The organism is Enteractinococcus coprophilus (assembly GCF_006716305.1).
Classification (GTDB): Bacteria; Actinomycetota; Actinomycetes; order Actinomycetales; family Micrococcaceae; genus Yaniella; species Yaniella coprophila.
The window spans coordinates 654,040-672,201 of the sequence record NZ_VFOU01000001.1; the positions used below are offsets into that span (position 1 = coordinate 654,040).

The following is an 18,162-nucleotide window of genomic DNA, read 5'->3' on the forward strand; positions in this document are numbered from 1 at the left end:
TGGTTCGTTACTCGGCGGGTTTTTGCGCCCAGTGGATGGCCATGGTGCCAAACATGTAGGACCGGTAGCCGGTAGCCACGAACCCGGCTTCTTGCATCATGGCTTCGATGCGATCGGCCGTATGGAATGCGCGCGAAGTGCGCGAAAGGTATTCATAGGCGTCGGGATTTTGCGTGATGGTATTGGCCAGGCGCGGGACCACGTATTTGATATACGCGGTGGAAAATGGTTTGACCAGGTTGCGCGGGGCCGGGGACATCTCAAGGCTCGCCATCATGCCACCGGGTTTGAGCACCCGGTACTGTTCTGCCAGGGTTGTGGCGATGTCGGTGACGTTGCGCAGCAGATACCCGTGGGTGACGGCGTCAAAGGTGTTGTCCGCATAGGGCAGGTCCATCGCGTCGCCGGTGGCCCAGTGAATATTTGCGCCGCCGGGGCGGGTGCGTGCGACGTCGAGCATCTGCGTAGAGATATCTAACCCGTGGACTTCAGCCCCGTAGCGCTGATTAGCGGCTTCGAAGGCCAAGTCGCCGGTGCCTGTGGCAATGTCTAAGACCTTGGGCGTGGGGCCGAGTTTGACGGCGTCGACCGTATCGCGAATAAAACGGGGTTCTTGGCCCCAGGTCATGACCAGGTTCATCAGGTCATAACGGTCGGCGATGTTGTCGAACATATCCGCCACGGTGGCACCGTGGGCGTCTACGGCTGCATGATGTGTCGTCACAATCTCTAAGCCTAACACCCACGGTGTGCGGGCAGATTTTAGTCCTCAATGATGCCGTAGACGGTCAGGCTAGCCCGACCGACGGTGTTGCCGAAGCGATTGAAGCCAAAGAAGGCGTTGCTCGCATCGTCGGGAATGTCGAGTTTTTCCACACCCAGGGCATGGATGGTGATGATGTAGCGGTGCGCGCCATGCCCGGCTGGAGGGGCGGCACCGATGAAGCCGCGGCCACCGCCGTCGTGGTTGAGCTGGAATGCACCCTCGGGCAAGCCGGAGCCGTCGGCGACACCGGCATTTTCGGCCAACTCGGTAACGTCGGCGGGGATGTTGCCCACGGACCAGTGCCAGAATCCAGAACCGGTTGGCGCGTCCGGGTCAAAAATGGTCACGGCGTAGGATTTGGTGCCCTCTGGGGCACCGGCCCAGGCCAGGTGTGGAGAGATATCTCGGCCGCCGGGTACACCCATCGCACCCGAGTACTGGGCGATCGGCCATTCCTGGCCCTGGCTGACGGTGTTGGAGGTGACGGTAAATTCGGGGACTTCTTCCAGGCGAGCGAATTTGTCGTTGCCTATGCGCTCGAGTTCTTGGATATCAACCATGGTGCTCCTTTACGTTATAGACCGGTGGGTGCATCTGACAGCCTAACCCAGCCGCACAGCAAAGAACCCGGGCGGGTCTGCGCGGTGCGCAGCCGATCCGGGTTCTTTGCTCGAACTATGGTTCGTTAGTCTTTTTTGAATCCTTCGGTAAAGCCTTTAGCTTTGTCCTTGGCGTCAGTGACGCCTTCTTTCACCTTGCCCTGAAGCTGTTGGCTTTTCCCTTCACCTTCGGTCTTTGCGTCGCCGGTGACTTTGCCAGCGCCTTCTTTGACCTTGCCAGTGACTTTATCTTTCATGGCATCTGCTTTTTCATCGAATCCCATACATTCACCTCTAGGTTCCTCGGGGACAGGTTCGTTAACGACGCTAACGACATTTACTTGAAATGTCACCTGATTTCAGTGAACTTTGAGCCAACTATCAGCTTTAATCAATGGTCGCGTCGAACTCGACGAGCCGTTCGATCGCGCGGGCGACGTTATCGTAGCCAGCAGCAAAGGAGATCCGAATGTATTGGTCGCCGTCGACGCCGTCAAAATCCACGCCCGGAACCAAGGCAACGTGCGCTTTCTTAAGCACGTCGGCCGCATATGCCACGGTATTGCCGTAGCGGGCCAGGACTTTCGCGGAAGGCTGGGCGTAGTAATAGAAGGCGCCGTCGGCCGGTGCCGCATTGCGCCAGCCCAACCGGTCGACATTGTCCAACACCAGCTGTCGGGTCCGAGCAAATTCGGCCACTTCAGCGTCGGATTCGGCATAGGCTTCAGCACTGAATGCCTCGACGGCCGCATGTTGGCTGGCCGCGGGTGGGCACAGCGAAATGGACCCCGCCAATCCGGAAACAGCCGGCTGCAGGTCTTGTGGCATCAGCATCCAGCCCAGTCGCCAGCCGGGCATGCCCCAGTATTTGGAAAACGATGAGATGACGATGGCATTGCGATCGAATTCCCAGGCCGAGGCGCCCCGATCCTCCCCGTAAGTAATGCCGTGGTAGATCTCATCCGAGACCAGACGAACCCCACTTTCTGCACACCACGTGGCGATCTGACGCATATCTTCGCGGGGAACCATCGTACCGGTGGGGTTATTGGGGGAAGCCAAGATCAGGCCGTCGAGCGGCTGTTCGGCGTGAAATGCTGCGAGACGGTCCACATTGAACCGGAAATTTGTTTCCACCCCGGCGGGGAGGTCGACGACGTCGACGTCGAGTGCACGCAGGATATTGCGATAGGCCGGGTAGCCGGGTCGCGCCAAACCAACGCGGTCGCCGACGTCAAACGCGGCAATAAAACTGGAAACGAAGGCGCCCGAGGAGCCTGTCATCACGGCAACTGATTCGTAATCGACGTCGAGGTCGTACCAATCTTTATAGTGGCGGGCGATCGCTTCGCGAAGTTTTTTGATCCCCAACGAGGGGGTGTAGTTGAACACCGGGGAGTCCAAGTTGTGCAACCGAGCGGCCTCGCGGTTGACGGCGGCGGGCGCGCCCCCGCTGGGTTCGCCCGCGCCAAGCGAGATGACGTCGACGCCTTGGGCTTTCATGGCGTCGACGTCCCCGACGATGTCCATGACTTGAAAACGTGCGACTGCGGAACGACGACTGGGAGAGAACTGTGAAGCTGCCATGCCCCCAGTATGCCAAATCACACCGTGACACGGTGGCGTTAGAAGCCGCCGTCTGAGGGTGCCATATTGGCAAAGCGTGAGTAGTGGCCTTGGAAGGCTAACTCGATGGTTTTGGTCGGACCGTTACGGTGTTTGGCAACGATCAGGTCGGCTTCGCCAGCGCGCGGGGATTCTTTGTCGTACATGTCTTCACGGTGCAACAGGATGACCATATCGGCGTCCTGTTCAATCGATCCAGATTCGCGCAGATCCGAAACCTGGGGACGCTTATCGGTACGCTGTTCGGAACCACGGTTCAGCTGCGATAGCGCAATGACTGGAACTTCGAGTTCTTTAGCCAACAGTTTCAGTGCACGCGAGAATTCCGCGACCTCCTGCTGACGGGACTCGACGCGTTTACCCGAGCTCATCAACTGCAAATAGTCGAGCACCACGAGTTTGAGGTCGTGCTGCTGTTTTAGTCGACGGCATTTCGCTCGGATCTCCATCATCGACATATTCGGGGAGTCATCAATGAAGAAAGGTGCTTCGTTGAGCTTTTGCAGAGTCAGCGCCATCTTGCGCCACTGTCCCTCATCGAGCGTCCCCTTGCGCAGATCCTGCAGGGAGATCGTCGCCTCGGCAGACAACAGACGCATAGCGATTTCCGTTTTACCCATTTCCAACGAGAAAAACGCACTGGTCATGCCGTGACCAATGGCTGCGGCGCGAGCAAAGTCTAACCCGAGGGTGGATTTACCAACGGCAGGACGGGCCGCGATGACGATCATTTGTCCGCCGTGGAGACCTTGGGTCAGCTCATCGAGTTCGTCAAAGTTGGTTGGCACGCCTGAAATGCCGTCGCCTGCGGTGGAGGCGGCTTCGATCTCATCGATAGTTTCGGCCAGGATGTCCCCGAGGGCGACATAGTCGTCACCCGTGCGGTTTTCGCCCACCTTGTAGATTTCTGCCTGGGCCTCATTGACGATGTCTTCGACCTCGCCCTCGGCGTTAAAGCCCATTTGAGAGATCTTGGCACCCACATTTACGATGCGGCGCAGGATCGCTTTTTCGGCGACGATCTCTGCATAGAAGGAGGCATTCGCCGCAGTTGGCACCGCTTGCACCAAGGTGTGGATTTCGGCTGCTCCGCCAGCTCGGGAGAGTTCTTTGCGCCGATCCAGCATGGAGGTCACGGTGATCGCGTCGGCTGGTTCACCAGCGGCAAAGAGATCCGTAATAGCTGTGTAGATCAGCTCATGACCAGGAGAATAGAAATCAACCGGACGCAGAATTTCCGATACTTCAGCGATCGCATCGGTTGAAAGCATCATCGCGCCTAGGACAGAGCGTTCTGCGTCAAGATCTTGTGGCGGAGTGCGAGGATTAGCTGAGACCCCATTGACAGTTTCCATTGCATTAAATTTAGCCATTGTCCTGTTAATGTACCCTCCCCCAGCCCTACCAGCAGAACGCTGCAAACCTCGCGCCCGAAACAGCCGATGCACGCATTCTTCCCCTAATGCCAATATCGGCTGCTACGGGCTAGTACCCGAAGACGATACCGGCCGAAAAGCTGTGGATCAATAGAGGTCAAGGCTCTACCTGTGGATAACTTGTGAATTACTTTGCCCACAATGTGCACAAACTGTGGATGACCGGTGGAACGCTTATGCACAGTATCCACAAACCCCACTCTGACTAGGTGTTTTACAACCCACAGGATGTGGATAAGAGGATTTGTACCCCTATTATTCGAGATTTGACAACCGAGAATTTAAGGAATTTTAACTTTCTTGTCATCCACAATGAAAGTTATCCACAAGTTTTGCACATGTTGGGGGTAAACTACACTTGTGTCATTCCTGAACAGTTCCGCATGATTTCCGGCATGTCGCAAGAGGCGAAATTTAAAGCTCAAAAGTTCTGAAAATTTCAAGCGGCTCTTGGTTTCATCGCTCACACAGAGCGTCCTGGCGGTGGTATGGGATTAAACCGAGTTTGGTAGAAGAAACTGTAGAATCCTCGGCGCCCAGACTCCTACAAGGAATTGTTCACCAATCCTTCGCCATCGGGCCAGCACGCAGCTGCACCCAATAACTTGATTGAAATAGGCGGTATACCCCTCTAACGCCAGGGGTCCCTGAGGCTTCGAACGTATGCGTTGCAGGCTAACCCACAGTTCCGCCCAGAGTCGGTATCAGGGGTTTCGAGTGCCAAAGTCAAGTCAACATTCAGCGTCAGATATCTATCGACAGTGAATCCCCAGTCGGCTGAGCGGGGAGAATCCCTTGGCGACAAGGTTGGATTGCACCTCAGGTTCTGTGGATATCGCAGAATTCCATGTGCGTAACTCGTGGGGAAATCGTGTGGATAACGTATCTACTTTGAGTAGTCGCGTTCTCCGAAGATGGCGGTCCCAACACGTACGACTGTTGCGCCTTCTTCAATGGCGATCTCATAATCATTCGTCATCCCCATCGATAGGCCACCCTCACCGATGAGTTCGGGACGACGATCCAACAGCTCATCTCGAAGGCTTCGCAGCGCCGAAAAGTTTTGCCGAATGACTGCCTCATCATTGGTATGAAGCGCCATCGTCATGAGACCTTTTACGTTGAGTGCGCTAAACCCCACCAACTGTTCCAGGAACTCTTCGACTTCCCCAGGCTCAAGACCAGACTTCGTTTCCTCACCAGAAACATTGACCTGTACATAAACATCTAACGTACGGTTATATTCTTTGAGTTGAGTGTCGAGACGCCGGGCAATCCGTATGCGATCCAACGCCTGAAATTCATGAGCGAATTCAGCAACTTCGCGTGTTTTGTTGGACTGTAGGGGCCCAATAATTGCCCAATGGATACCCAGATCTGCCATTGCTGCAGCTTTATCTTGAGCTTCCTGTACTTTGTTTTCACCAAATTGTTCGATGCCAGCGGCATGGGCGGCACGAATTCGCTCTTCGGGGACGGTCTTTGAGACCGGCAGGAGGCGTACCTCACGGGCGTCGCGACCGGCTCGCTGTGCGGCGGCAGCAATCTTTTCTTGAACCTCAGTCAGGGCTTGGCGGAAGTCTTCTGCAGTAACGGCTACGCGTGGCGTATTCTCAGGCGTGGACATGACCAAAATGTAACATAGAAGAGATTCTGTCAACGTTCATCCTTCGTAGCGGAGGGTATTTGAGGAGTTTTGGTGCCCCAGTCGTCTGCGATATCAGATCCGATCGCCTCCATTACCGCTCAAACCGCCGCCGAGATCGCAGAATCAGTGCGCGACCTGGTGGATGCAGGCCGACTGACCCCGGGCGCCAGCCTTCCTCCTGTACGCGCCTTAGCCGAGTATCTGGATGTAAACCGCAATACCGTCGTCGCAGCGTATGGGCTCCTGGTGCAAGCTGGCGTTGCCGTCACGCGGGGACGTGCTGGCACCAAAATCGTTGACCTCCAACCACTCCCCCAGGAAGGCTTTTCGAACGTTCCCGGGCTGATCGACATCGCCTCGGGAAATCCCGACCCAGATCTGTTGCCTTCTGCAGGCAACGCCCTGGCGCAGTTAGCGGCCGATGAACCGGTACTGTATGGTCAGCCGGTCATCGATCCCGATCTCGCCGCTTGGGCCCGGGCCATGCTCGCCGAAGAGGTGGGTCATGCCGAACTGACCATCACCGCAGGATCAGCTGATGCAGTGCAACGATTACTGGCCGATTCATTGACCATCGGCGATGCTGTGGGTTTCGAACAACCCTGTTTCCTAACGACCATTCAGACGGCTCAGGCTGCCGGGTATCGCCCAGTGCCCATGCCTGTCGATGCAGAGGGGCTCACCGTTGAAGGACTACAGCACGCCCTAGATGAGGGTATCCGTGCACTGGTGGTCACGCCGCGGGCACATAACCCCACCGGTGCCGTGATCTCCGCACCTCGTGCTGCAGCCCTCGCTGCACTTCTGGCCGACCACCCGCACGTGCTGATCATCGAAGATGATCACTTCTGGCAAGTCTCCAACCACCCGTACCGTTCTATCACCCCGGACAATCATCCGCGGTGGGCCCTGGTGCGCTCGGTGTCCAAGTCCCTCGGCCCCGACCTGCGCGTCGGCATTGTCGGAACCGACAGACTGACAGCCTCTCGGCTGGCAGCGCACATCCGATCCGGGGCCATGTGGGTTTCCCACCTGCTCCAGCGGCTCACCTACCTGCTGGCGAACCACCCGGATACCCCGGCACAACTGGCTCATGCCGCGACCGAATACGCCCGAGCCAACGCCGAACTCATCGCCGCGTTAGAAGCCGTCGGGATCACCGCCCTGTCAGCCGATGGCGTGAATGTCTGGATCAACCTGAAAAAAACGGCTGCCCCAGTAGTTGAATCGCTGGCCGCACGAGGCTGGCTGGTGCGGGATGGAGCAGAGTTCTCGCTTGATAACACCGACGACGCCGCAAACCACATTCGCGTCACGATTCACCAGCTGACACCCGGCCAACGCACCACCTTCGTTGAGGACTTAGTCGCCGTGCTCTGACCGTCGCACTCGCCCGTGAGCTGATATCTAATCCTTCGATTAGGTAATCTGAGGATCAAGCGATAAGGTGTTCTTAGTATTCAAGTCGCTTGTATCTTCACGAGACGGTTTTCACCGTGTACGATGAAAAGCGGTCGTGGTCCTTGGACTGCGAATGAATAATCCGGATCCCCGGGTATGTACGACTTTTGAACGAATTGGGTTTTATCTTCACCACTGCATCACCTCTAACACCGCCCATCTGGCCGTGTTGCACTTATCGCGAATCATAATCTTGCGTGATTTCACCGCTGATTGATATCCGATCTCTTGTATTTCCTCCGCTCCATCAATAGCTACCGCACGTTACCGCAGCTGCGATCATGTGCAGGGTAGGATCTGACCCCCAAAAATTCCGCGTTGGCGACGTCATCGCGGGCTCACGGGCCACAATCGTGGTCTACCACTAAGAAATAAGGAATGACGTAATGGCCACAGGCACAGTCAAATGGTTCAACTCCGACAAGGGCTACGGCTTCATCGCTCCAGATGATGGCTCCGCCGATGTTTTCGCACACTTCTCCGCTATCCAGGGCAGCGGTCACCGCAACCTGGAAGAAGACCAGAAGGTCGAATTCGACATCGAGCAGGGACAAAAAGGCCCACAGGCGTCGAACATTCGCGGTCTCTAAACTTTTAGCATCGCGGCGGGGGAGACCGCACAGTATCAGTAGATATTGTGTCGGACCCCCGCCGTTTTGCTGTCCAAACACTTTTACGGTGGCTCAGGATCGATGTCTCTGCCCGGGAGCAGCTCAGGTGTCGCTACTGTGTAGTGGTGACCGGTTGGAGTGGTAACCCGCAAGAATTGCCCATTTCCTCGGTGTTCCCAACCCCTATTTTCTTTCGTCTGGTTACAAGCCACACAGAGCCCGGAAGCGTTGTCCCACCTGGTCGTTCCACCCTGGCGAACCGGGTGGATATGGTCAACCTCTTTGATGGGTGCTTCGCAGTACGGGGTGCGACAAATATCGTCACGCAGCAAAATCTTCCGTCGCAATCCAAGAGGGAATGCTCGTGCGGTGGATTCCAAACTTACTAATTGCCCTGTCTTGGGTTCTGTAAAAACTCGCCGCAAGAACGCCACCATGGTTTCGTCCGCTAGCCACTGTCGAACCACCGGTGCTGGAATCGGTCCGTGCCCGGAGAGCCAAGCGGGTGTGTCATCCCAGCCGCACAGTGTCTCAGGCGTCATGACTAACTGAACCTCGGCCGGTACAGCCTTAGCAGTCTGCTGACCGGTGGCTCGTTCCACGAGCAGGTCAGCCATAATCTGATCACGGGTCCGCGGCTGACCATCGCGATCCTCGGTCTCACCGGTGCCCACCATGGTCGAGGCATCTCGATGAAGGCTCGAATAGACGCCAACGGCTTGTTGGGTCGGTAGCGTAGCGGTCAGATACGCCATACCATTTGGTGCTGGTCGCACGCCAACTCGACGACTGCCGACGGCTCGGTTGATATGTTCAACAGCACCAGCCGCGTCGAGACGTTGGGCGTGGGCTCGAGCTTCAGCCCGAAGCTTTCGAGGCCCCAGCGTACCAAACCTGTCCACGAGCATCACATCAACTTCGCGACGATCCTCGGAGGAGAGCCAAGAAGTCTCTTGGACCACTGCTTGAGCGTGTTCTTCGCTCAGTCGCCCTTCCCGTAGAGCGTCGAAAGTATGCGGTAGATCAGTGGTCAATGCCCGCGCCAAATTCAGATGCCGCGCACCACGCGAGGGCGACTCTTTTCGAGCAAGACCAATTTCAGCGCCCAATCCCTTACCCCGATCAGCTTCGACAACTCCTTGGTCAGCCTCTGCCTGGGCGCGCCGTCGAGCGAGGTCAGCCGTCTCACGGGCCATCGCCGCTTCGAATCTAGATTTCCCGATCGCCAACGCCCTGATCCGGTCAATGCATTCAGCCTCATCAACCGCGGGATCCCACGCTTCGATGTTGTCACAGGCCTCCGTGACATATTCGACCTGGGATGTTGGAATCGTCGTCATGTTCCCACCGTAACCAGGCCCTTCCATCACCACGGCCATGCCAATGGAGCCTGGGGATAACCTCCGTCAGCGCCGCGCTTATCCACAGCGACACGCCAAGGAAGTACATCCCATCAGCAACAACTCGTTAAACGCCTCCGGGGCGGACCCTCATAGAGAGGATCCGCCCCGGATGAGCGTGAAGAAGGTTATTTCTTCGGTGCTGGTACGACAGACACGCGTGCTTCAGCTAGGACGTCTTCGTGTAGACGAACCTGAATTGGGTAGGTACCCAGTGCGCGGATGTCACCGGCGCCGATGATCGAACGACGGTCGACGTCGCCCTTACCGGCTGCCTTGATTGCATCAGCGATGGAAGCGGTGGTGACGGAACCGAAGAGGCGTCCGGTGTCACCGGCCTGCATCTGAATCTGGATTGGTGCTTCTGCCAGTTGTGCAGCCTGGGCCTGAGCGGCTTCCAGGGTGCGTGCCGAACGGGCAGCGGTTGCTTCGCGCAGGGTTTCAACTTCTTGCTCTGCACCACGGGTCCAACGGACGGCTTCGCCGCGTGGGATCAGGTAGTTGCGAGCGTAACCGTTGCGTACTTCGACGACGTCACCGGCCGAACCGAGGTTCGGGATCTCCTGGGTCAAAATGACTTTTTGATTTGCCATGATTTCTCTCCCTCAGCGTTTAGCGGCCGGAACCGGAGTACGGTAGCAGCGCCATTTCGCGGGCATTTTTAATGGCCTGCGCAATTTTACGCTGCTGTTGGACGGTGACACCGGTTACGCGGCGTGCACGAATCTTGCCGCGATCGGAGATGAACTTGCGTAGCAACGCAACGTCTTTGTAGTCGACGTATTCGATTTCCGCTGTTTTCAGCGGATTCGGTTTTGGTTTCGGCTTACGAACTTCTGCCTTAGCCATCTTGGTGCTCCTTTTTAGCTATAACCTGGAGCCCGCTAAAAAAGCGGGATGGTCATTAAATAATGATTTTTCAGTTTTAGAACGGTGGTGGAGAGTCGTTGCCCTGATCCCAGGATCCGGCAGATCCTCCGCCACCCCACGGGTCGTTGCTCGGTGCAGACTGACCGCCACCTGGTGCACCCCAACCGCCTCCGGCTGGTGCGCCGCCACCCCAGTTTCCACCGGAGCCGCCTTGCTGCTGGCCGCCACCGCCACCGAATCCGCCGCCACCACCGGAACGTGGTGCACGGTTGACCTGCGCGGTAGACCAGCGCAGCGATGGGCCAATCTCGTCGACTTCGAGTTCCCAGTTGGTCCGTTGTTGACCATCTTTGGTCTCGAATGACCGAGCCTTCAGCCGACCGTGCGCAATAACGCGCATACCCTTGGTCAGCGTTTCTGCTACATTCTCGGCCGCTTCACGCCATACGGAAGCACGCACCCACAGGGTTTCATCGTCTACCCATTGGTTGGATTCGCGATTAAAGTTTCGAGGGGTTTGAGCAATCGTAAAGTTAGCAACAGCGTGACCCGATGCGGTAAACCGCAGTTCTGGATCTCCCGCTAGGTTGCCCACCACAGTGATATATGGTTCTCCGGCCATGAAGCGCTCCTAATGCAGTAGCAGGGGGTCGTGGAACTAAAACTTAGAGGGTAATTTTCTGATCTTCCGGACGGATGATCTTGGTGCGCATCACGGATTCGTTCAAACCGAGCTGACGATCCAGTTCCTGAGCCTGCTCAGGAGTAGCGTTCAAGCTAACGACGGCGTAGATAGCCTCGTTTTTCTTCTGGATTTCGTAAGCTAGGCGACGACGACCCCATACATCGAGTTCGTCAACGGTTCCGCCATCCTTGATTACAGTGTCAAGGTATTTACGCAAAGTTGGTTCAACGGTACGCTCGTCTAGTTCTGGATCGAGCATCACCATTAGTTCATATGCACGCATGCGAACCCACCTCCTCTGGACTGGTGGTCACGGGATTTCCGTAACAGGAGGTTCTTAGTGCAAGCGTCTCGACCCATCTGGAGTCAAGACAGCAACCTCGCCATTATAGCGGACGCCCGGTCAAAACTAAACTCGCGTGCGTCGATACCGGGCATGCTCAACGACGACCCCGAGTTACCGCTGAGTGAACTTTCAACTTTTGGGTCCCTGGGGCTTGACGACGCCTTGCTCTATGGGTGGAATGGGACTGTTTTGAGTTGGGTTGACAAGGTAATTAAGGGTGCATGCTGGTGGGATCATAGCCTTTGACCACTCCACTGCGAAGGCTCTCATCACCGCGCTAGAAACCGCCGATGAGCGCGTTCATCGTCAAAGCATGGAATGGTCTGACGCGGTAAACACCGCGATGGATGAATTCCAAGGCGCGTACTCGAGGCTGTTCAGTAACAACGCGGCAAATGAACAACGTGACCGCTCCGATGTGTGCTTTCACCTGTCGAACGTTGCGCGACAAGTCGAATATGCACAAGAAGATGCCCGAGCCGAAGAGGAACGTTTAGCCGCTGTGGCCGACTGGGAGCAGCGCTACGCCGCGTGGCAAGGGGATGCAGATTCTGACCCCTCCTGGTGGACGCCGTTCACGGATCCACAATACGGCGGGCTCATGATATCGCGGCCATCGCAGACTCCCACCAAGCTTCCCACGATCCAGGCGGATGTGGCGGTTCGGGACCGAGACCGCATCAGCTCGGGTAGCGGTGACGCCGTAAGCTCCGGATCCCCATTAAACCTACGCAGTTTCGTGGCGATCGCCGAACGTTGCAATGGGATCGTCGAAGAAGAACTAGAAGCTCTCAGGACGGCCTGGTCCAGTTTTCGCAACGACTGTTCGTGGGTCATCATCGAGACGTTCACACTGTTCGACGCACTTGCCCAGTACCTCGAACATGGCAGGCTGGAGGCTCATTGGATCAGCAAAATCGCCGATGCGTTTGAAGTGGCTGGCACCGGTGTACTCACCAATGAGGTTCTGGATGCGCTAGCGCCAGCACTTCACGCCACCGCGATGAGTAACACCCAGCTGCTTCGTACCCTGGCTACATCTGATCGTGAGCAACTGGCAAAGCTCATGAATAGCTCACCGGCTTTATCCAACCAGTTGCACCTGATGGACCCTGGCACAATCAATAGTTGGTGGAACAGGCTAGCCGACACGCATTCTTCCGATCAACAAACTACCCTGTGGGAAACACTGCCGGAAATCTTCGGCAATCTCGAGGGGATTCCCTATACCATCCGCGATCAAGCCAATCGACAAGTCCTCAAACGAAACATCCGGGAACTGAACTCACATCTGAGCTCCCTGGCCTCCGAGCGGCGAGAAGCTCTACAGAATGCTGGTCACTCTCCGACTCGTCCGCAGTCTGTGCTTCTGCCAATCTTCGCCGAAGAGCGAGAGCTGAACGCACAATTAGAAATATTCGAGCAAATCAATCGCTCGATTCAGGCTGAGGATGGTCAGGCGCCACGACAGCTCATCTCATTGACCAATGATCAACCGCCACTCGCTGCCATCTCCATCGGTGATCTAGACACCGCTACGAATGTCACGTACTCGGTTGCAGGTATGAACAGCAGTACAAAAACTATGGAAAGCTGGACGGACTCCACCCAGAACATTCACGATGAAGTTCATGCCGGAGGCGACGCTGCAACTGTAGCTTGGATAGGCTATGGGGCCCCAGTTTCTCCACCAGGCTCGTTGGGTGTTTTACACAATGACATGGCCGAAGCCGGAGGAGATAACTTGGCCAAGGCGCTTCGGGGGTTGGACGCCGTCCGAGGCCCGGAGAATCCCCAAGTAAACGTTATGGCGCATTCATATGGGACGACGACGGCAGCTTTTGCCATCTCGCAACCTGATATTGCCGTTGACAACCTGATACTGGTGGGCTCTGCAGGACTACCAGATCACATTCGCAATGCCGAAGAGCTGAACGCCGACACGGTCTACGCCGGGCACGCCAGAGATGTCTACCCGTACATTGATAGCGACGGGGGTGATCAGTGGGCTTGGATGGGACGCGATTTCAGTTCTGGTCACGGCGTCAACCCCATGGATGATGATTTTGAAGCAATGACCTTCGGGACCGACTCTGAGGCAGAAGGGGTGGGAGATCCGGTCGCCACCCACAGTGCGCGCGACGACGACGCCACCGGCTATTATGAGCGGCATTCCGAATCCCTTCGCAATATCGGCTACATTCTGCGAGGCGAACCGGAAGAAATGAGCGACCACGTTGAGAAGGGACCTACGATGTTTCAGCGGTCATTGCTTGGTCCAGGAGCACCATATGCCCCGTAAAAACTCGTCACCGAAAAGTCAGCCACGCAAGCGCCGTCTGGTGATAGCGGTGAGCTGTCTTATCTCCGCGATATTTCTCTCTACAGGCTGCACAGCAACTTCGAACCAGGAGCCCGTCATGGATGTTATTGAACAGCGCGATGCCGTGGTGAACTTCGTCATCAATACTACTGAACAACTCGACGTCGAGGGGTGGGAAGCTCGTCACGGTGTGGCCAGCGCGCAAGGGTGCACCGGCCAGGACGGGGAAAAAGGGGCGGCGTATCATTTCGATTTGTCAGCAGACCGGGGAACCGAACACGAGGCGGACGCGAAGCGTGTAATGAAGTACTGGGAATCGTTGGGCATGGAGGCCCGCGTGGTGGATCACGGCGGGTATCCCACCGTGTATGCAACCAGCGGTCCGGTCGAACGGGCCAGCTTTACCACCGATGCGGCCGGCGAGACCTACCGGGTGGGGGCGGTTGCCTACTGTGCTCCGGGCAATGCTGGAGATTTGAAGATGGAATACATCGAGCGTCGCAACAATGGCGAGCAGTTCCCAGGCGATGAGTACCTTCCCGAAGAAAACATCAGCGGCGGATAAGTGATCACTGCCAGCTATGCCTCCGCCACAACACAAAAGCAACCCCTGTCCCGCTTGGGTCGCGGCGCCGGAATGCTGACGATGCTGCTCATGACGACGGCGTGCACCACTTCGACTGACCAACAGTCGGTCATGGATGCCGTTGACCACCGCGACGTCGTGGTCGATCTAGTGATCGACACCACCGAACACCTCGACGTCGACGGCTGGGGAGCCAATCATGGTGCAGCCAAGCCCGAGAGCTGCACCCTCGACAACGGGGATGAAGGCGCGGCGTATAAGTTCAGCCTCTGGGCCGATCGCGGGACGGCTCACGAAGCTGATGCCCAGCGTATCGTCGAATATTGGGAATCACTTGGCATGGACACTCGCGTGGTCGATCACGGCGGTTTCCCGGTTGTGTATGCCACCGGGGGACCGGTGCAACGCGCAAGCTTCACCCCAGATGCCGCCGAAGAATCCTACCGGGTGGGCGCCATCTCCCACTGTGCTCCCGGAGACGCTATTGAACTCCGGCGTGCCTTCGATGAGCGCCGCAAGCAGGGGGAGCGGTTCCCCGGCGATGAGTACGTGCCTGAGGAGAATATCGACGACGTCTACAAAAATGAGTAGCTGAGTCCGGCCTCTGCATTCTAGGCTGGAACGCAGAACGTATACATCAGCACGCTCAAGGAGCCAGCGATGAGCGGACGTATTCCGGATCGTTATGTGCGGTTGCCCCCGGTGGACGGCATTTCACCAGCGCGCTGGGATCATGTGGGGGACACCGGTGTATCACGAGCCCTGGGAATTATATGCCGCGAGCGCCGTCGGAAATCTCACGGCACCGTTACGCTGGGCGGGCCTACCCGAACCCGAGTCCGAGCCGGTCGTGCACGCATCGTATGGAGTACACGCCCGGCTCGGGCTGCCACGACGGGCATGATGAAGGTTTCGGGTTAGGGCTCCTCGAGGAGTTCGGTCACCAGGGCTGCGATCCGGCTGCGTTCGGAGCGGGTGAGCGTCACGTGGCCAAACAGTGGGTTGCCCTTGAGGATTTCGACGACGGCACCAACGCCGTCGTGGCGACCGACCCGCAGGTTATCGCGCTGGGCGACGTCGTGAGTCAGGACAATTTTCGAATTCTGCCCCATGCGCGACATCACGGTCAGCAGCACGTTCTTTTCGAGGGACTGGGCTTCGTCGACGATGACCCAGGCGTCGTGGAGGCTGCGGCCGCGGATGTGGGTCAGCGGCAGGACCTCGAGCAGGCCGCGGGCCATGACCTCTTTGAGCGCATTCTCACTGACCAGTGCGCCCAGGGTGTCAAAAACGGCCTGGGCCCAGGGGTTCATTTTTTCTTCTTCAGTCCCGGGTAGGTAGCCGAGTTCCTGGCCACCGACGGCGAAGAGCGGCCTGAAGACGATAATCTTTTTGTGTTCGCGGCGTTCCAGCACGGTTTCCAGGCCGGCGCACAGGGCCAGCGCGGATTTACCGGTGCCGGCGCGGCCGCCCATCGAGACGATCCCGATGTCGCGGTCTAACAGCATGTCGATGGCCAGGCGTTGTTCGGCGGACCGGCCGTGGACGCCGAAGACCGTTCGATCTCCGCGGACCACTTCGACGTATTTCTGCGAGGTCCCATCAATCTTGACCCGCCCCAGTGCCGAGCCCTTGCCGGAGGTGATGACCAGCCCGGTGTTGGTGGGGAGGTCGTTGGTGTCGTCCAGTTCGATATGGTCGCCGTGATAGAGCTCCGAGACCTGAGCCTCGGTGGCCTCGACCTCGGCTAGGCCGGTCCACCCTGAGTCGGTAACCCACTCGTTGCGGTACTCATCGGCGTCCAGGCCCATGGCCGCGGCTTTGACTCGCATCGGCAGGTCTTTGGACACCACGGTGACCGCGCGGCCTTCATCCGCGAAGTTCTTGGCCACTGCCAGGATGCGCGAGTCATTGTCGCCCTGGCGGAAGCCTGCAGGCAGGACGGTTTCGGTGATGTGGTTCAATTCGACCAGCAGGTGGCCGCCGTCGTCGTTGAGAGGAATCGGTTTATTGAGTGAACCGTGGCGGACGCGCAGATCGTCGAGCAGGCGCAGCGCGGAGCGGGCGTAGTAGCCCAGTTCTGAATCGTGGCGCTTCTTTTCCAGCTCGGTGATGACGACGATCGGGATGATCACTTCATGCTCGGCGAACCGCAGGACCGCTTTGGGGTCCGAGAGCAGCACGGAAGTGTCGATGACATAAGACTTCTGTGCCACGGCCGATGCGACGGCGGCGTCGAGTTCGTCTTCAGGGATGCCAGTTGGTGTATTGAGGGCGGCCACAGTTACTCCAGACCGAAGACGGCGACAGGCCCGCTACAAAACAGTGCTGCGGAGAGATTCGGGACTCTTCCCCAAGTCGAATCCAGCGACAGCATCCAAAAGTTTTGGTGCGGGTTGTTGCCCGTCCTCATATCGATTCGCGGGTGGTGGTCACGGTCGGCCCTGCGCCTGAGAGGCAGCCAGGAACCGTACCGGCCCCTGCTGTCGCTTGGCATAAACCTTGGGCCTTCCGGTCAGTGTTCTGACACTTCTCAATCTACGCAGGCACACGGACAACGGGAAGATTCGGAGAGCAAAAGCCGGGTTACGTTTTGATAAACAGTTGATAGCGTGCGGCTCAACCGCAGGATATCGTTACCGTAATCAGCTGCAATGAAACCAGCCTTATGGAGGATGCCATGCACATCGCAGTATTAGGGAACACCGGGATGGTCGGCTCGCGCGCGGTCGCCGAGGCGGAAAGTCGCGGGCACCAGGTCACCGGCTATTCGCGCCACGGCGAGAACCCGCTGGATTTTTCGGATACCGCACAGGTCGTGGAGGTGATCGATCACCCGGAAATCGATCTGACGATCATTGCCGTAGTCTCAGGTCGCACGGGATCGTATGACGACGACGTCGCCAACCATAAGGCGCTGATCGAAGCCGCACCGACGGGTCGTATCCTGGTGGTCGGCGGCGCGGGTGCTCTACAGGCCGAGGACAGGACCCTGTTGGTCGATGCCCACGACTTCCCGGAAGCCTATAAAGCCGAGTCGCAGGCGTTCGTCGAGATCTATAACCTCTATGAACAGGCAACCGACCTGAACTGGACCATGCTGGCGCCAGCCCCAGAAATCGCACCCGGCGAGCGCACCGGCGAATACGAGGTGGCCAAGGATCAACCAGCCGGGCGCTTCATCACGGCGGAGGACTTCGCGGTTGCCCTGATTGATGAGGCAGAGAACCCTGAGCACACCGGCACTCGGTTTACCGTGGCGCATTAACTGTTTTTCGCGAAAGGGGAACCTGCGCTGGAGCAGCATTGCTCGGCACAGGTTCCCCTCGCATATAAGGATGAGTCCGCGAGACTTTTAGCGATAGACTTCGCGGCGGTGAGCAACGCGTAGTACTAAAACGGCTAGCTCAGTATCGAGGCGGCGTGCCACACTTTTGTCCAGTTTTCGTAAAGCTTTTGCGGCCCTCGGTCGGTAGCGGATCTGGTATGTCATAGTCCGCTATTCGTCAGAGCCCGAGTTCGGCGATCAGTTCCTCATGAGAGATAGTTTCTCCCGGTTCTTTGCGAGCTTCAGCAGCAGCCCTGATATCAGCTTGGTCCTCAAGTGCTTCGAGCGCACGGTCGAAAAAGTCCGGGGAGACGAGCACAGCCCGCCGAGTCGCTCCGCGAGACGTAATTTCTACCGGCTCTCGTTGTGCAGCGGCGATGTAATCACTCTGATTATTGCGAAATTGCGATAGCGTCACGGAAGTCATAAACAAATTGTCCTTCTTGTACAAGTTGCACACAAGAAGGACGGCCCGAG

Annotated in this window: 20 protein-coding genes; 7 read left to right on the forward strand and 13 right to left on the reverse strand. The window is 57.4% G+C overall.

Translation table 11 applies throughout. The features are described from left to right. Positions 1-7: 7 nt before the first annotated feature. The 6 genes from FB556_RS03025 to FB556_RS03050 form a co-directional block, all read right to left on the reverse strand. The gene (locus FB556_RS03025) at positions 8-724 is read right to left on the reverse strand and encodes a ubiquinone/menaquinone biosynthesis methyltransferase (RefSeq protein ID WP_246057174.1); all 717 of its coding nucleotides are present in this window, start codon (positions 722-724) and stop codon (positions 8-10) included. 38 nt (positions 725-762) lie between these two features. Next, positions 763-1,326, reverse strand: coding sequence for a YbhB/YbcL family Raf kinase inhibitor-like protein (locus FB556_RS03030; protein WP_141864616.1), 564 nt, complete (start codon positions 1,324-1,326; stop codon positions 763-765). A 125-nt stretch (positions 1,327-1,451) separates the two neighbouring features. Continuing rightward, the gene (locus FB556_RS03035; RefSeq protein WP_141864618.1) at positions 1,452-1,649 is read right to left on the reverse strand and encodes a CsbD family protein; all 198 of its coding nucleotides are present in this window, start codon (positions 1,647-1,649) and stop codon (positions 1,452-1,454) included. Between the two features lie 103 nt (positions 1,650-1,752). Beyond that, the gene (locus FB556_RS03040) at positions 1,753-2,952 is read right to left on the reverse strand and encodes a pyridoxal phosphate-dependent aminotransferase (protein WP_141864619.1); all 1,200 of its coding nucleotides are present in this window, start codon (positions 2,950-2,952) and stop codon (positions 1,753-1,755) included. A gap of 38 nt (positions 2,953-2,990) precedes the next feature. Beyond that, entirely contained in the window at positions 2,991-4,364 is a 1,374-nt protein-coding gene (gene dnaB, locus FB556_RS03045) for a replicative DNA helicase (protein ID WP_141864622.1), read from the reverse strand. A gap of 949 nt (positions 4,365-5,313) precedes the next feature. Further along, positions 5,314-6,054: a YggS family pyridoxal phosphate-dependent enzyme gene (locus FB556_RS03050; protein ID WP_141864624.1), complete on the reverse strand. Its 741-nt coding sequence runs from the start codon at positions 6,052-6,054 to the stop codon at positions 5,314-5,316. A 72-nt stretch (positions 6,055-6,126) separates the two neighbouring features. Between FB556_RS03050 and FB556_RS03055 the strand changes: the two genes are divergently transcribed. Next, the gene (locus FB556_RS03055; RefSeq protein ID WP_246057175.1) at positions 6,127-7,455 is read left to right on the forward strand and encodes an aminotransferase class I/II-fold pyridoxal phosphate-dependent enzyme; all 1,329 of its coding nucleotides are present in this window, start codon (positions 6,127-6,129) and stop codon (positions 7,453-7,455) included. Between the two features lie 467 nt (positions 7,456-7,922). Next, complete coding sequence (locus FB556_RS03060; RefSeq protein ID WP_043055449.1) at positions 7,923-8,126, forward strand: cold-shock protein; 204 nt, start codon at positions 7,923-7,925, stop codon at positions 8,124-8,126. Positions 8,127-8,209: 83 nt separating this feature from the next. On the opposite strand, the gene FB556_RS03065 is transcribed toward FB556_RS03060, so the two are convergent. From FB556_RS03065 to rpsF, 5 genes are all read right to left on the reverse strand, one after another. Further along, positions 8,210-9,487: an HNH endonuclease gene (locus FB556_RS03065; protein WP_170200343.1), complete on the reverse strand. Its 1,278-nt coding sequence runs from the start codon at positions 9,485-9,487 to the stop codon at positions 8,210-8,212. Positions 9,488-9,675: 188 nt separating this feature from the next. Continuing rightward, the gene (gene rplI / locus FB556_RS03070) at positions 9,676-10,140 is read right to left on the reverse strand and encodes a 50S ribosomal protein L9 (protein WP_141864628.1); all 465 of its coding nucleotides are present in this window, start codon (positions 10,138-10,140) and stop codon (positions 9,676-9,678) included. Positions 10,141-10,159: 19 nt separating this feature from the next. Further along, a complete protein-coding gene (gene rpsR, locus FB556_RS03075; RefSeq protein WP_043055447.1) occupies positions 10,160-10,396 on the reverse strand; it encodes a 30S ribosomal protein S18 in 237 nt (78 codons plus the stop codon). A gap of 76 nt (positions 10,397-10,472) precedes the next feature. Continuing rightward, positions 10,473-11,039 (reverse strand): single-stranded DNA-binding protein, encoded by a 567-nt coding sequence (locus FB556_RS03080; protein WP_141864630.1) that lies wholly within the window; start codon positions 11,037-11,039, stop codon positions 10,473-10,475. 43 nt (positions 11,040-11,082) lie between these two features. Then, positions 11,083-11,385: a 30S ribosomal protein S6 gene (gene rpsF, locus FB556_RS03085; protein WP_141864632.1), complete on the reverse strand. Its 303-nt coding sequence runs from the start codon at positions 11,383-11,385 to the stop codon at positions 11,083-11,085. Positions 11,386-11,665: 280 nt separating this feature from the next. On the opposite strand from rpsF, the gene FB556_RS03090 reads away from it, so the two are divergent. From FB556_RS03090 to FB556_RS03105, 4 genes are all read left to right on the forward strand, one after another. Next, positions 11,666-13,750: an alpha/beta hydrolase gene (locus tag FB556_RS03090; protein WP_141864634.1), complete on the forward strand. Its 2,085-nt coding sequence runs from the start codon at positions 11,666-11,668 to the stop codon at positions 13,748-13,750. Between the two features lie 118 nt (positions 13,751-13,868). Beyond that, complete coding sequence (locus FB556_RS03095) at positions 13,869-14,336, forward strand: hypothetical protein (RefSeq protein WP_141864636.1); 468 nt, start codon at positions 13,869-13,871, stop codon at positions 14,334-14,336. Beyond that, positions 14,337-14,948: a hypothetical protein gene (locus tag FB556_RS03100; protein WP_141864638.1), complete on the forward strand. Its 612-nt coding sequence runs from the start codon at positions 14,337-14,339 to the stop codon at positions 14,946-14,948. A 69-nt stretch (positions 14,949-15,017) separates the two neighbouring features. Continuing rightward, positions 15,018-15,278, forward strand: coding sequence for a hypothetical protein (locus FB556_RS03105; protein WP_246057176.1), 261 nt, complete (start codon positions 15,018-15,020; stop codon positions 15,276-15,278). On the opposite strand, the gene phoH2 is transcribed toward FB556_RS03105, so the two are convergent. Beyond that, positions 15,275-16,612 (reverse strand): RNA 5'-3' helicase PhoH2, encoded by a 1,338-nt coding sequence (gene phoH2, locus FB556_RS03110; RefSeq protein WP_246057210.1) that lies wholly within the window; start codon positions 16,610-16,612, stop codon positions 15,275-15,277. The two genes, FB556_RS03105 and phoH2, sit on opposite strands and share 4 nt — an antisense overlap. Positions 16,613-17,037: 425 nt before the next feature. On the opposite strand from phoH2, the gene FB556_RS03115 reads away from it, so the two are divergent. Continuing rightward, on the forward strand, positions 17,038-17,625 hold the full coding sequence (locus FB556_RS03115; RefSeq protein WP_141864643.1) for an NAD(P)-dependent oxidoreductase: 588 nt from the start codon (positions 17,038-17,040) through the stop codon (positions 17,623-17,625). Between the two features lie 238 nt (positions 17,626-17,863). Here the strand turns inward: FB556_RS03115 and FB556_RS03120 are convergent, their stop codons facing one another. Continuing rightward, a complete protein-coding gene (locus tag FB556_RS03120; protein ID WP_141864644.1) occupies positions 17,864-18,112 on the reverse strand; it encodes a type II toxin-antitoxin system Phd/YefM family antitoxin in 249 nt (82 codons plus the stop codon). Between the last annotated feature and the right edge of the window lie 50 nt (positions 18,113-18,162).